The 12,632-nt window shown below is 40.8% G+C and carries 13 protein-coding genes; 7 read left to right on the top strand and 6 right to left on the bottom strand.

What is annotated here, in order from left to right:
• Window positions 1–172: 172 nt before the first annotated feature.
• Window positions 173–907, top strand: coding sequence for a LytR/AlgR family response regulator transcription factor (locus ACESMA_RS08520; RefSeq protein WP_372948371.1), 735 nt, complete (start codon window positions 173–175; stop codon window positions 905–907).
• On the opposite strand, the gene ACESMA_RS08515 is transcribed toward ACESMA_RS08520, so the two are convergent.
• Window positions 852–1,466, bottom strand: a complete 615-nt coding sequence (locus ACESMA_RS08515) for a hypothetical protein (RefSeq protein ID WP_372948370.1) — start codon at window positions 1,464–1,466, stop codon at window positions 852–854. The two genes, ACESMA_RS08520 and ACESMA_RS08515, sit on opposite strands and share 56 nt — an antisense overlap.
• A 94-nt stretch (window positions 1,467–1,560) precedes the next feature.
• On the opposite strand from ACESMA_RS08515, the gene ACESMA_RS08510 reads away from it, so the two are divergent.
• A complete protein-coding gene (locus tag ACESMA_RS08510) occupies window positions 1,561–2,364 on the top strand; it encodes an aminotransferase class IV (RefSeq protein ID WP_372948369.1) in 804 nt (267 codons plus the stop codon).
• Here ACESMA_RS08510 and ACESMA_RS08505 read toward each other — a convergent pair.
• Complete coding sequence (locus ACESMA_RS08505) at window positions 2,353–2,466, bottom strand: hypothetical protein (protein WP_372948403.1); 114 nt, start codon at window positions 2,464–2,466, stop codon at window positions 2,353–2,355. The two genes, ACESMA_RS08510 and ACESMA_RS08505, sit on opposite strands and share 12 nt — an antisense overlap.
• A 19-nt stretch (window positions 2,467–2,485) precedes the next feature.
• Window positions 2,486–3,646, bottom strand: coding sequence for an iron-containing alcohol dehydrogenase (locus ACESMA_RS08500; protein WP_372948368.1), 1,161 nt, complete (start codon window positions 3,644–3,646; stop codon window positions 2,486–2,488).
• An 82-nt stretch (window positions 3,647–3,728) separates the two neighbouring features.
• Between ACESMA_RS08500 and ACESMA_RS08495 the strand changes: the two genes are divergently transcribed.
• Entirely contained in the window at window positions 3,729–4,316 is a 588-nt protein-coding gene (locus ACESMA_RS08495; RefSeq protein WP_372948367.1) for a hypothetical protein, read from the top strand.
• Window positions 4,317–4,430: 114 nt separating this feature from the next.
• A complete protein-coding gene (locus tag ACESMA_RS08490; RefSeq protein WP_372948366.1) occupies window positions 4,431–5,150 on the top strand; it encodes a head GIN domain-containing protein in 720 nt (239 codons plus the stop codon).
• Window position 5,151: 1 nt separating this feature from the next.
• Here ACESMA_RS08490 and ACESMA_RS08485 read toward each other — a convergent pair whose 3' ends face one another.
• Both ACESMA_RS08485 and ACESMA_RS08480 read right to left on the bottom strand, forming a co-directional pair.
• Entirely contained in the window at window positions 5,152–6,600 is a 1,449-nt protein-coding gene (locus tag ACESMA_RS08485) for a S41 family peptidase (RefSeq protein ID WP_372948365.1), read from the bottom strand.
• A gap of 23 nt (window positions 6,601–6,623) precedes the next feature.
• Window positions 6,624–8,720: an HD family phosphohydrolase gene (locus ACESMA_RS08480; RefSeq protein WP_372948364.1), complete on the bottom strand. Its 2,097-nt coding sequence runs from the start codon at window positions 8,718–8,720 to the stop codon at window positions 6,624–6,626.
• Between the two features lie 173 nt (window positions 8,721–8,893).
• Between ACESMA_RS08480 and ACESMA_RS08475 the strand changes: the two genes are divergently transcribed.
• Entirely contained in the window at window positions 8,894–9,694 is an 801-nt protein-coding gene (locus ACESMA_RS08475) for an NlpC/P60 family protein (protein WP_372948363.1), read from the top strand.
• A 275-nt stretch (window positions 9,695–9,969) separates the two neighbouring features.
• On the opposite strand, the gene ACESMA_RS08470 is transcribed toward ACESMA_RS08475, so the two are convergent.
• Window positions 9,970–11,076, bottom strand: a complete 1,107-nt coding sequence (locus ACESMA_RS08470; protein ID WP_372948362.1) for a gamma-glutamyl-gamma-aminobutyrate hydrolase family protein — start codon at window positions 11,074–11,076, stop codon at window positions 9,970–9,972.
• Window positions 11,077–11,215: 139 nt separating this feature from the next.
• Here ACESMA_RS08470 and ACESMA_RS08465 point away from each other — a divergent pair, with 139 nt between their 5' ends.
• Complete coding sequence (locus ACESMA_RS08465) at window positions 11,216–12,034, top strand: prohibitin family protein (protein WP_372948361.1); 819 nt, start codon at window positions 11,216–11,218, stop codon at window positions 12,032–12,034.
• Between the two features lie 68 nt (window positions 12,035–12,102).
• Entirely contained in the window at window positions 12,103–12,588 is a 486-nt protein-coding gene (locus ACESMA_RS08460) for a PaaI family thioesterase (protein ID WP_372948360.1), read from the top strand.
• Window positions 12,589–12,632 lie beyond the last annotated feature (44 nt).

Raw genomic sequence — 12,632 nt, 5'->3', positions numbered from 1 at the left:
GATTGTAACGGAAACTGAAAACAGATACTTATTTTTTTGAAGCAGAAAACAACGAAAACAAATCAGTTATTACCATGAAACGAGCCATGATACATAAAGGAGTTTTAAACCGATGGCCGTCGGAATGGCGAGTTCCATCGAATACCTTTAAAAATTAAACAATTAAAATGAGATGAAAACAAATTGCCTTATTGTTGACGATGAGCCTCTTGCACGCGAATTGATTCGTAATCATATTCAAAAGCTGGACAATTTTGAAATTGTTGGTGAGTGCGGCGATGCCATGAAAGCCCTTGAAGTACTGCGCAACCACAAAGTTGATCTCATGTTTATGGACATTCAGATGCCACAGATTACCGGAATTGAATTTCTGAAAACATTGAAACATCCGCCTCAGGTAATTATCACAACTGCTTATCGTGAATATGCCCTCGAAGGGTTCGAACTGGATGTAGTGGACTATCTTTTGAAACCCATCACTTTTGAGCGGTTCCTGAAAGCAGTGAATAAATATTTTCAGGTTTCAACCGATAATTTTGGTTCGGTTGAAAATTATTCTCCGGTAAACAAAAACGATGAAGCATTTATTTATGTGAAAGAAAATAAAAAGGTGCTGAAGCTGCATCTGAATGATATTTTATACATTGAAGGCCTGAGCGAATATGTAAAAATTCATACGCCCGAAAAGCGAATTGTTACAAAAACAAGCATGACCAGTATGGAAGAAAAACTTCCGGACAACGATTTTATGCGCATTCACAAATCGTATATTGTTTCGTTACGAAAAATTGAAGCTTTTACTTCTACAAGCATTGAAATTGAGGGGAAAGGCCTGCCCATTGGCCGAAGTTTTAAAAACAGGGTGGCACAGGCTTTACATGCAGGTAACTCGGTTTTGGCGAATTAAAAAAAGACCATATTCGGGCTATCCCTTTTCCTTTTTCCAGCGCTTTTATGGGCGAAAGGCCAAGTTTTGCGCTTCGAACCTGATTAACCTGTTGAAGGTTTATTTGATTTTGGTTTTTTTCATCTGCTAAAACTTTTAGTGCAACCACCGTTTTTAAAGTAGAGCCGCGCACTCTTATTGTAAATGGCGAATATTTTGCCGGATGAATGTGCAGAAACCGGTCAGGATCCAATCCTTGTTTAATTACCCACTCAGAATTATCTGAAAGTATTATTTTTCGAAACTCCTTTGGCAGAAGCCAGTTTTTTAATCTTTCACCAGTTGATAATCCTTCTTTTTCAGCAAAATACAGGCATTGGCGGCATATTTCATCTATGGAAAGTTTTCCGCAATACAGGTCAATGAGGTTGGTGCCAATAAATAACAATTCTTTTTCTGCCTCAGGCCAGGGAAGGTTTTTCCAGTATTCAATCTGCTGTTTTAAAAAGCCAAAATGATGTTTGTGGGGGTTGAAAGTAATGGGTGGCTGAATATCGGGGTATTTAAATTCAGAAGCCATGGGTTGCTTTTTTGCAAAATTACAATTTTGGGATTTATCATTCAGGAACGAAACCGAAAAAATTATCCATACATTTGCCTGAAAATTTTAAATAATGGTTTACTTTCCGCTGCACAGGTATTTTATTTTTAACGGAGAACTGAGGCCCAACGCTTTATTCAAAGCATTTGAAAATTCAGGAGGAATTTATGAAGTGCTTCGGGTTGAAAATGGAGTACCACTATTTATGGAGGATCACCTGGAACGGTTTTACCATTCTGCATCGCTTGCAGGAAAAACCATCCGGTTCAACTCTGATCAGATTAGCCGTTTTATTTTGGAGCTCATCCATGAAAACAAGGTTTTGACCGGAAATATTCTCCTTTCGTGCAAAGAAAATCTGAAAGCATTTTTTATTCTCCACAAATATCCTGATCCCAAATGGTACCAAAACGGTGTACGATGTGGTATTTTAAAAGCGGAGCGTGAAAATCCCAATGCAAAAGTTTTTCAAACTCCGGTGAGGCAGCAGGCCGATAAACTGATGGAAAAAAAGGACTTGTACGAAGTTCTGCTGGTCGATCATTTAAACCGCATTACCGAGGGCAGCCGGAGCAATGTATTTTTTGTTGAAAAAAATGCTCTGTTTACCCCGCCCGGAAACGAAGTATTGCTTGGCATTACCCGTCAGAAAACCATTTTGCTGGCAAAAGAAGCAGGGATTCCATTCTTCGAAAAAGATGTTTTACTGGAAGACTTGCCCCGTTTTCAGGCGGCGTTTATCACCGGAACCTCGCCCAAAATTTTGCCTGTTTCACAAATCGGTGAAGGGAAATTCGATCCTCAAAACTATTTGGTTCAACTACTTCGGAAAAAATATGACGAGCTTATTGCAGATTACATTAAATCAGTACTTTAAAATATCGTTCAATCCCTGTTTCAATTTTTCCAACTGTCCGGAAGTTATGGTTCCAATTTTTCTGACCAGCCTTTCTTTTGAAACAGAACGAACATGAAAAATTAAAATTTCAGATTTTCAACTACAATCTGTTTTCCAGAATTTCTTCAACCTCTTTGTAGTCAATATCTTGTTTTTCTCCCAATTTGCTTTTGCGTTGTTTAAACCGTTCCTTAATTTTTCCAATGGTTTCGGCCGGAACATCATACTCAGGCAAAGTGCACGGCACACCCAGCGATTCGAAAAATTCCACTGTTTTGGCAATGGCTTTGTCAATGCGTTCGTCATCTGTTCCTTCCGTAATTCCCCAGATTCTTTCGCCGTATTGCAGGATTTTTTCCTTTTTGTTTTTGCGCTTAACGTGCATCATTCCGGGGAAAACAATGGCCAGAGTACGTGCATGGTCAATGCCGTGAAAAGCTGTTAGCTCATGGCCAATCATGTGGGTTGCCCAGTCGGTTGGCACACCCAATGCAATTAATCCGTTTAGCGCCATGGTTGCACTCCACATAAAATTGGCCGCAGCATCGTAATCGGTGCGGTTGGCCAGCACTTTCGGCCCTTCTTCTATTAATGTGAGAAGAATGCCTTCAGCAAACCGGTCCTGCAGCGGTGAGTTTACCGGATAAGTGAGGTATTGTTCCAGCACATGGGCATACGCATCAACAACGCCATTGGCAACCTGCCTGTCGGGCAACGAAAATACACACTCGGGGTCGAGCACCGAAAATTTTGGTGAAACGAGCGGATGGCCAAACGCCAATTTTTCCTGGGTGGAAACACGTGAAATTACTGTTGTCCAGTTCATTTCTGAGCCAGTGGCAGGTAAAGTGAGCACTGCCCCGAGCGGAACGGCGGCTTTGGGTTCTACCATAAACCGTTTGGTGAAAAAATTCCACGGATCCTTTCCTTCGTACAAAGCACCGGCGGCAATAAATTTTGTCGCATCAACAACCGAACCTCCGCCAACAGCCAGCAAAAAACCGATGTTGTTTTCTTTTACCACATCTATGGCTTTCATACAGGTTTCGTAATGCGGGTTGGCTTCAATTCCGCCAAATTCATACAATTCAAAATTCTTCAGCGCTTTTTTTACCTGGTCGTAAACTCCGTTTCGTTTGATGCTTCCACCTCCGTAGATCATTAAAACTTTGGCATCTTTTGGTATTTCACCGGCAACCTTTGGAATGGTACCTTTCCCGAAAATAATTTTTACCGTGTTTTTGTATTCGAAATTATTCATATTATAACTTTTTAATGGTTTCAATTCTACCAATAAGACAAATTTCTTTTTTATTTGTTTGAAATTGTAAAAATATTGGAAAATGCCTTTAAATTCAAATTCAACTGAACAAAAGACAGATTTTAGAGAAACAATGGCAGAATTAAACAACGAACAATTAATTGAAGTGCTCAAAAAAAGGAAATTATACCAGGAGGCTGCAGCTAAGCAAGCCATTCACGAAGCTATGGAAAGAGGCATCATTCATTCGGAAGAGGATTTACTTGGGCCGGAATTCAGGGAAAAAAAATTAAGAAGGCAGCTTTTTCCCGAAATTGAGAATGAAAAAATCAGAAATAAAATCAGAAGAAGCATTTCGCGGGGACTTTTTCTTGCAGGCTCGCTGCCGGCCATTTTAGGTGTAATCCGTTTAACCAGGGGCAATCAGGCTGAAGGAATTTTGCTTCTGGTTTTTACTGTTGTCTGGCTTGGCGCTTCGGTGTGGTTGTTCCGCATGTTTTCGCGCATTGCATTTAACACGTTGGCGGGTCTTGGCCTGTTATCACTTGTTTATGCATTGAAACAATTGTTTTTTCCGCCCGGATATTCGGTAATGGATAAGTTTATTGTAGTTATGCTTTACCTGCTGATTGCTTACGGTTTAATTTACATTAAAAGATTAAACAGGTAGCTTTTCCGTGTATTTATCCTGAAATCTATGCCTTTTGTCGAAAATTGAAACCGGATTTGACAAGAACTCCTTAAATTTGTTTCCAAACAATATTCAGCTAAAAGTCAGAAAAAAATGAATCAAAAAACTTCAAACGTCTTCAACTTGTCTTTTTTATTGCTGCTTTTTTTCAGCTTGTCATTTTCGTTTAAAAGTAACAGCCAAAACAATAATTATTTCACCAAAACTTATGAAATTGGTGAGTTCTCCGAACTTTTTCTGGAAGGGGCATTTGGCGTTGAATTAATACAAGGTAACAAAAGCACGCTGGAGGTCAGGGCGGCAGATGAAAGGGCATTTGACTACCTGAATGTAACCAACCAAAGAGACCTTTTGCATTTGCATGTTGATCGCAAACCTTTCGATTTCAGCAAGGTAACACTACTGGTTACTTTTGAAAACCTGGAACGGTTACGCATATTAGGCGGCATAAGACTCGAAACCCGCGGATTTCTGGATTTGGATGATTTGGAAATGTTGCTTGAAGGCGGCGCAAAAGTTAACCTTCAGTTAAAAGCCGGGTATGTTGGAATTGATAACCGTGGAGGTGTGCTTTGTGAATTAAGCGGAGTTTCGGAAACGCTCAACGTCCGTCTTGCCGGGGCAGGACATGTAAATGCCGGCGAACTTAAAGCCGACGATGTAACTTTCAGAATTGAAGGTGTTGGTACCGGCGTTGTTTATGCAGGTAAAACATTGGATGCCACCATTAAAGGCGCCGGAAAAATTAAATACCGCGGAAACCCGGAAGTCAATCAGAGTATTGAAGGCCTGGGTTCAGTTGAGCGTGAATAAATTAATAATTTTCCAGAAGCAGCTCCTGTTTGTTCTTATCGAATTTGGAAAAACCGCGGTCGAATATGGAATAAGAAACCTGAATTTCTGCTTTTTTCAGGGCTAAAATTTCTGTTCCGGTAATTTCTTCGATGGCAGCTTTTAGCAGCGGCTCCTGTTTGTCGCCCAGCGGTAACGCCCCAAAAAGTTCATCCTCAACCGGAATATCGGGTGTAAAACCGTCTTTAAAATCGGTTACTCCCTGCGAGTTGGCGTAGCGTAAAACTATAGGCTGAACGCCCCAGTTTTCGAAATTTTTGTAATCGGCAGGGCTGTCGTAGTATCCGTTGCCACGTTCATCCTTCAGAAAATCTTCAGGCTTGAAAGTGATGGAGGCTGTGTATTTTCCATAAGTGGATTCTCCGATGGTGGTCACATTCATATATGGTTTTAATCCGGTAATGGTGAGTTCCGAAGCAGAAGCAGTCCCCGGGCCGGTGAGTACATACATTTTGTCCAGGCCCATTTTAACACTGGTGGTATTGCTGAAAGTTACTTTCAACTGGCTGGTTACATTACGCGATTCCCAGTAACTTTGGTACTTGTCGTTCCACTGGAAGGTGACCAGCGTTGACCGGTTGTTAACTACACTGAGTGGTGCAACAGAACTGCAAAGATGTTGAGCGGCATCGGTTCCGCCACCTGGATTGTAGCGCAGGTCCACCACCAAATCTGAAATCTGTTGTTCCTGAAAATACCGGAAAGCACTATCGAGGCTCGAATTGAAGTTGGAAATATATTGAGCGTAAAACAAATAGCCAATTTTATGGCCTTCGTGTTCAATAATATCGGTAATAAGCACCGGATTCAGACTGAGTTTCCTGGCCGTCATGTTTATTGAATTCGGACTTACAGAAATTCCACCCTCACCAAGAATACCAAGTGAAATATTCAACGAACCGGCATATAGCAGGTCGGTGTAATTGTCATCGGTAATGTCATCTCCGTTCATCAGAACAATGATGTCACCGCGTTTAATTCCTGCTTCGGCAGCCGGAGTGTTGGGATATACAAACTCCACCAATGCAAAAATATCGCCGGTGTTTGAAAAACGCCCGAATGCCAGCGAATAGCCAAAAGTAGTTTCCACTCCTTCGAAACTGCTTTCCAATGCTTCAACATCGTCGGTTATAAACGACCATTTGTCTTCTGTATAAAGCAGTTTTTCAAAATACGCTTTGGGATCAAGTTCATACCGGATATCAATGTCCGGAAGTTCTTTGTACCAAAGGTAAATGTCCTCCATCACCAGGTTGATGAAATCATTTATATTTTGGGTCAAAACCGGAGCCTGCTCCCTGTTTTCTTCAGGTGGTTCGGGCGTGGGCAAAGGAGCTTCGCTGCAACTGTGCAGCATTAAAAATGCAAGGGCAAACAAAACCGCAATATTTTTAAAACCAAGTCTTTTCATCGATATTAAATAAGCATGTAAAATTAATCTTTTTCGGTTGATTGAGTTTCCTTTTCTTTCGGATATTCAATCCGAACATGGTAAATATTAATCAACTTATTTAATAACGTTTCTTTTATGATTGTAATATCCCGGAAAGTTAATTCTGATTGTTCCAGTTGCCGGTCGCGGATTTTCTGATCGACCATTTTGTTAATTAGTTCTTTCAGATTTTCCATTGTTTTTTCCTTCAGACTGCGCGATGCTGCTTCTATTCCGTCAATAATCATTACAACCGCGGCTTCCTTTGAGCGTGGCAGTGGTCCGGGATAAATGAATGAATTTTCATCCACTTTTTCTTTTGGATTTTCTTCCTGGTGTTTCAGGTAAAAATATTGTGCTTTGGTTGTTCCGTGGTGTGTGGCTATAAATTCAATCAACGCTTCAGGCAGCTTGTGCCTGCGGGCCATTTTAACGCCGTTTATTACATGGTCGATTATTATTTCGGCGCTTTTTAAATGGTTCATTGTATCGTGCGGATTAATTCCCATGGCCTGGTTTTCGATAAAAAATTCGGGCCTGGCAATTTTGCCAATGTCATGATAAAGCGAACCTGCACGTACCAAAAACGGGTTCCCGCCTATTTTCAGAATAATTTCCTCGGCCAGGTTGGCAATTTGCATCGAGTGCTGAAACGTACCGGGAGCTTTTTCGGCCAGTGTGCGCAACACGGGCTGGTTGGTGTCCGACAATTCAATAAGGGTTACATCTGAAACAAATCCGAATATTTTTTCGAAAATAAAAACCAGCGGATAAACCAGCAGAATTAATACACTACTCAAAGCAAACCAGCGCATAGTTTTATAATCGATGGAAAGGAAAGTTCCTTCATAAATCAATTCCAGTGAGATGTAAACCAGCGAGTAGGTCAGGAAAACCCAAATGGCAGCCATAATCAGGTGCCCGCGGCGGTGCATTTTATTCAGGCTGAAAACGGCAACAACACCGGCTGTTATCTGAAGCAATACAAATTCATAGTTATTCGGCGCATAAAACCCAGTAAGAATTGTGGCAATTAACAGGGTGAAAATAGCCGTGCGCGAATCGAAAAAAGTGCGCACCACAATAGGAAAAATGGCAAACGGAACCAGGTAAATATGCAGGTTGGGAAACGAGTTAATAAACAGGGTGAGAAAAACCACGCTAACTAAAAACAGCAGCAAAAAGGAGAGTTTTCTGAACTGGCTTAAAATATCATACCGGTAAATGTATAAAAAGGTAAAAAGCAATACCATAAAAACTACAATCAGTGTTCCTTTTCCAATGGAAATCATGTACCGGTTAATTCCTTCGCCCCGTTCCGATTCGTAGCTGGCTTTCAGCGATTCCAGCATCTGAAATTTTTCATCGTTTACAATTTCGCCCTGCAATATTATCCGTTCGCCGGTTTCAACCATTCCGCGGGTGGTTGAAATGCTCCGCGTAATTTCTTCCCGTTCTTTTTGTGTGGTGTTTTCATCGTAATTCAGGTTGGCAACAATGTATTTTTCCGGTTGAAGGTTTAAAAGAAAACCAGCCTGCACCGGCTGTTTCCGGGCCATTTCCCTTATTTTACTGTTGAAATCGTTATAAGCAGTTTTTTCGGAGTATATTTTTTCGGTTTGAATTCTGGTAACCACATTTCCGGTTCTTTTTCTCAGTTCAGTTTTTCCCGAAAGTTCGCTGTAAGTGTCGGCGGTTCGGGGAAGAATGCCAACAGCATAAATGTTACGCAGTTCATTTTCAACGGTAGAAAGTATTTTTTGATTTATGTTTTGAGATGAATCTGCAAGCATTTGCAAATCAGTTTTTAACTGGTTTATTTTAGCGGCTGCAAGGGTAGTGTCGAATGTGAAATAGGGGATAACTGAACCCAGCAATTCTTCTTTTTCCAGTTCCACTTCACCTTCAGTTTTTAAAATGGCAAAATCGAAAGGCGCCACCAGGTTTTCGTGGCTCCACGGAAAACCTTTCTGGTATTCATATTTAAATTTTTGCTCGCCGGGCATAATAAGAAAAAGCAACACAGCGGTTAACATAAAGGCAAAAAACCAGTAAAAGACTTGTGTGTAATTTTTCAGGTTGGTCAAAAATTTACTCATCGTTTTTCTTTTTTATTTCTCCGGAATTTTTTATTCACCGGTTATCGTTTACAAAAATCATAAATAAAAATTCATCCGCTTCAACACGCACTGTTTTTTTTATAGATTTGTGTTGAATGGCGCAAACAACGCGCAGTTTCGTTTTTACGTAATAAAATTAAGAAAATATTTGGATGGATTACGGTATTTCCGGTTTAAGCCTTATTCCTGTCAGAAAAGAGCCTTCTGAAAAAAGTGAAATGGTAACCCAGGTGCTTTTTGGTGAACATTTCGAAATTTTTGAGGAGATGGTTGGCTGGAGCCATGTTAGATTGGCCTGGGATGGTTACGAAGGCTGGATTGACAGTAAAATGATTACCCCGTTGAATGCACGCACATTTAACCGGCTCGAAAAAAGAGCTTTTGCCGTTACCGGCGATATTATTAGCATTGTTCCCGTAAACAACGAGCAAAATCTTACATTGGTGGCCGGAAGCACACTTCCCGTGTGGCGTCCTTACCTGAAGGAGTTTTCCATTGCCAACGAAAAATATAAAGCCCCGGGCGAAGTTTTTTACGGAAACCGAAAAAATACCCGGAATGTTCTCATTACTCAGGCGCTGAAATATTTTAACGCACCCTATTTGTGGGGCGGGCGTTCACCGTTTGGCATCGACTGCAGCGGGTTTACCCAGGTCATTTACAAAATGATTGGCCTGCCTATTCCGCGCGATGCCAGCCAGCAGGTGAAAATGGGAACTGCCCTGAGTTTTGTGGATGAGGCCAAACCCGGCGACCTGGCTTTTTTCGACGATGAAGAAGGAAACATTGTGCACGTGGGCATCATTTGGAAACGCAACAAAATTATTCATGCTTCGGGCAAAGTGCGTATCGACAATGTCGATCAGTTTGGAATTTTTAACGTGGATTTGAAACGTTATACCCACAAAATGCGTGTAATGAAGAAAATAATCGATTCCGATGAAACAGATTGAACTGCTCATTTATATACTAATCCTCGTGGCTGTTTTATTCCTGATTGTTAAATACTGGAAAACCGGAAGAAGAGGTTGAAGAGTAGGGAGTTGCAGGTTGCATGTTGCAGGATTCTGGTTACAGGTGACAGGTTTCAGGTTTTACTTCCGGTTGTGGTTTCCAATCTTCATGATATTTCGGTTGGCAGGGATGTAAAAATGGAATGATATTCAATAAATGAGTGGTTAACCCCGATAGCTATCGGGGCGCTCGTCCTGCAAACCGATCCACCCGGTTAATTACTCACTTTTTTCAGTGTTTTCGAAATATACTTCCAGTATTTTTTATGAAATTTTGAACCTACTTTTCCGATTATTTCGTGGTAAGTCAGCGGTTCGTCGTCGGGGTGAAACTTTCGTTTCTCCTGGTTTTCATGCAGGGCGGGCACCTCGGGGTGAAACTGCACAGCAAATACATGCGGATAATGGATGTGGGCAAGTCCTTCCACAATTTTTCCGTCGGGCGATACGGCGGTTACTTCCAATCCTTTACCCAGCTTTTCGGCGGCCTGGTGGTGACTGCTGCAAACCAGCGGAGCAGAATTTTTGCCTGTTTTCACTTGTCGGGTAAAAAACGGGTGTTGGGTAAAATGTATCGTATGGAAATTGATGCCCATCAGTTGCCGGTCGTCCGAAAGGTTTTGCCAGTAATTGCGGTGCAGGTTTTCCTTTTCGGTTTGTAAAGTTGTTTCATCATTTGTGGCGTTGTAAATCTCAGAAGGAATATCCTGAATAAGTGTTCCGCCGGTGGCCACATTCATGGTTTGCATGCCCAGACAAAAGCCGGTGATAAAATATTGCGGATTTTCCTCCAGAAACGGAACGTAGTTTTCGTTTTGAAATCCTCCAAGCAAATGAAACAGGAAAGTGGTTTCGAAATAATGACGTTCGGCTTCGGTAACAACAGAAAGGGAATTTTTTTCTCCATAAACTGATGGAGGAATGTCTGCCCCTCCAAAAAAGAAAATTCCAACAGAATTCTGAAAAATGAATTTCAGATCACTCGAAATTGAATTTTGTTTAAATAATTGGTTTTCGTTCAAATCGCCCCTTATTTCATGTAACTTAAAATAATGCAATTCGCTTTTTTCAATAAACTTGCTGGTTTCTGTAAAATCGTAATCCTGATTTTCGTGGTAAACACCCACAAAATTTATTTTTCTTGGATTTATTTTAAACAACTTTTTATTTACCAGAAACTCGATTGTTTTGATGTTGGTAACTGTTGGGTTGGCCAGCAGAATATATTTTTTGCGGGTATCAAAATCTTCCCTGAAAAAATTCTGTGCGAAAAGAACTGTTGAAAAAAGCAACAGAATATTTATGAAAATAAGCTTCTTCATAATTAATGTTTTAATTTTCGGTTCAAATATAACATTTATGCAGGCTATGAATATTATGGTTGAGAAATAAAGAAAGGCCATGTAATATTTACCAGACCCGGCAAACTTATTACATTTGTAGAAATTAAATATTAATACCATGAAATTCAATTTTAAGACTTCTTACATTATTGCCATAGTAGCTGTTTTGGTGGTACTTTTACTTTTTGGCGGTCGAATGTTTTTTATTATCGATGCCGGTGAGCGTGGGGTGATTTTCCGTCCTTACACATCTGGTCTTGACACCGAAAATATTTATGGCGAAGGATTCCATATTATTGCACCGTGGAACAACTTGTATGTTTTTAACGTGAGGGAACAGCAACGCGATGAAATGATGGATGTGCTTGACAGGAATGGTTTGTCTATCAGTACAGATATAACCGTTCGGTTCAATCCTATCTACAATAGAATCGGAAATTTATATCAGCAATTCGGGATAAATTATATTAATGTTTTGGTAATTCCCGAGGTGAGGTCAACGGTCCGGCAGGTTGCAGGTCGTTACACCGCCGAAGAAATTTATTCAACCAAAAGATCGGAGGTTGAAATGGCCATTAAAGAAGAGACCCGGATGGTGCTGGGTGAAAATTTTATTGATATGAGGGCTTTGCTCATTCGTTCCATCAACCTTCCCGACCAAATAAAAGGTGCGATTGAAAGCAAATTGAAACAGGAGCAGGAGGCTCTTGCCTATGAATACAGGTTGAGAAGAGAAGAATCAGAGGCTGAACGCCGGCGTATTGAAGCAGAGGGGATTGCAAATTTCAACCGGATTATAAATGCCAGTTTAACCGATCAGATTTTGAAGCAGCGTGGTATTGAGGCCACCATAAGTCTGGCTGAATCGCCCAATTCTAAAGTGGTGGTTATTGGTGGCGGAAAGGAAGGATTACCGCTGATTTTAGGAGGGAACTAATTTTCCATAATATAGTGAATTGAGGCTGGTAAATATTGCCGGCCTTTTTTCTTTAATTTTTTTGCAAAATGAAGAAAATTACCAATCCTTTTGCCCGTGCAGCGAAAAACGATGCTTACAATTGTTTTGGCTGTTCTCCGGCCAACAAACATGGTTTGCACCTCCGGTTTTGGCTCGATGAGGAAGAATTGGTGGCTAAATGGCAACCCCAAAAAGAATATGAAGGCTGGGTAGGTGTGCTGCATGGAGGAATTCAGGCAACTTTAATGGATGAAGCGGCTGCCTGGCTGGTTTTTGTTACATTAAATACTTCGGGTGTAACTACTGCGTTAAATATGGTTTATACCAAACCGGTTTACATTTCAAAAGGTGAAATAACAACCCGTGCCAGACTGATTTCAACAGAAAAACATCTGGCTCGTATTGAATGTACATTGTTGGATGGGTCTGGAGAAATTTGCGCCAAAGCGGAAGTTACCTATTTTTGTTTTCCTGAAAAAATTGCCCGGGCAAAATACAATTACCCCGGCGCTGAGGCTTTTTTTTCCGAATAAAAAATGAAACCAAATTACCGGCGGGGATTGATGAAAATTATTTT

The sequence above is a fragment of the Mariniphaga sp. genome (assembly GCF_041687215.1).
Classification (GTDB): domain Bacteria; phylum Bacteroidota; class Bacteroidia; order Bacteroidales; family Prolixibacteraceae; genus Mariniphaga.
This window is presented reverse-complemented; position numbering and strand designations above follow the sequence as displayed.

What these genes read in the sequence shown, in the direction of transcription:
- ACESMA_RS08465 (WP_372948361.1), top strand. Translation starts at nt 11,216, where the DNA reads ATGAAATTCAATTTTAAGACTTCTTACATTATTGCCATAGTAGCTGTT.
- ACESMA_RS08515 (WP_372948370.1), bottom strand. Translation starts at nt 1,466, where the DNA reads ATGGCTTCTGAATTTAAATACCCCGATATTCAGCCACCCATTACTTTC.
- ACESMA_RS08495 (WP_372948367.1), top strand. Translation starts at nt 3,729, where the DNA reads ATGCCTTTAAATTCAAATTCAACTGAACAAAAGACAGATTTTAGAGAA.
- ACESMA_RS08475 (WP_372948363.1), top strand. Translation starts at nt 8,894, where the DNA reads ATGGATTACGGTATTTCCGGTTTAAGCCTTATTCCTGTCAGAAAAGAG.
- ACESMA_RS08480 (WP_372948364.1), bottom strand. Translation starts at nt 8,720, where the DNA reads ATGAGTAAATTTTTGACCAACCTGAAAAATTACACACAAGTCTTTTAC.
- ACESMA_RS08470 (WP_372948362.1), bottom strand. Translation starts at nt 11,076, where the DNA reads ATGAAGAAGCTTATTTTCATAAATATTCTGTTGCTTTTTTCAACAGTT.
- ACESMA_RS08510 (WP_372948369.1), top strand. Translation starts at nt 1,561, where the DNA reads ATGGTTTACTTTCCGCTGCACAGGTATTTTATTTTTAACGGAGAACTG.
- ACESMA_RS08490 (WP_372948366.1), top strand. Translation starts at nt 4,431, where the DNA reads ATGAATCAAAAAACTTCAAACGTCTTCAACTTGTCTTTTTTATTGCTG.
- ACESMA_RS08460 (WP_372948360.1), top strand. Translation starts at nt 12,103, where the DNA reads ATGAAGAAAATTACCAATCCTTTTGCCCGTGCAGCGAAAAACGATGCT.
- ACESMA_RS08500 (WP_372948368.1), bottom strand. Translation starts at nt 3,646, where the DNA reads ATGAATAATTTCGAATACAAAAACACGGTAAAAATTATTTTCGGGAAA.
- ACESMA_RS08485 (WP_372948365.1), bottom strand. Translation starts at nt 6,600, where the DNA reads ATGAAAAGACTTGGTTTTAAAAATATTGCGGTTTTGTTTGCCCTTGCA.
- ACESMA_RS08520 (WP_372948371.1), top strand. Translation starts at nt 173, where the DNA reads ATGAAAACAAATTGCCTTATTGTTGACGATGAGCCTCTTGCACGCGAA.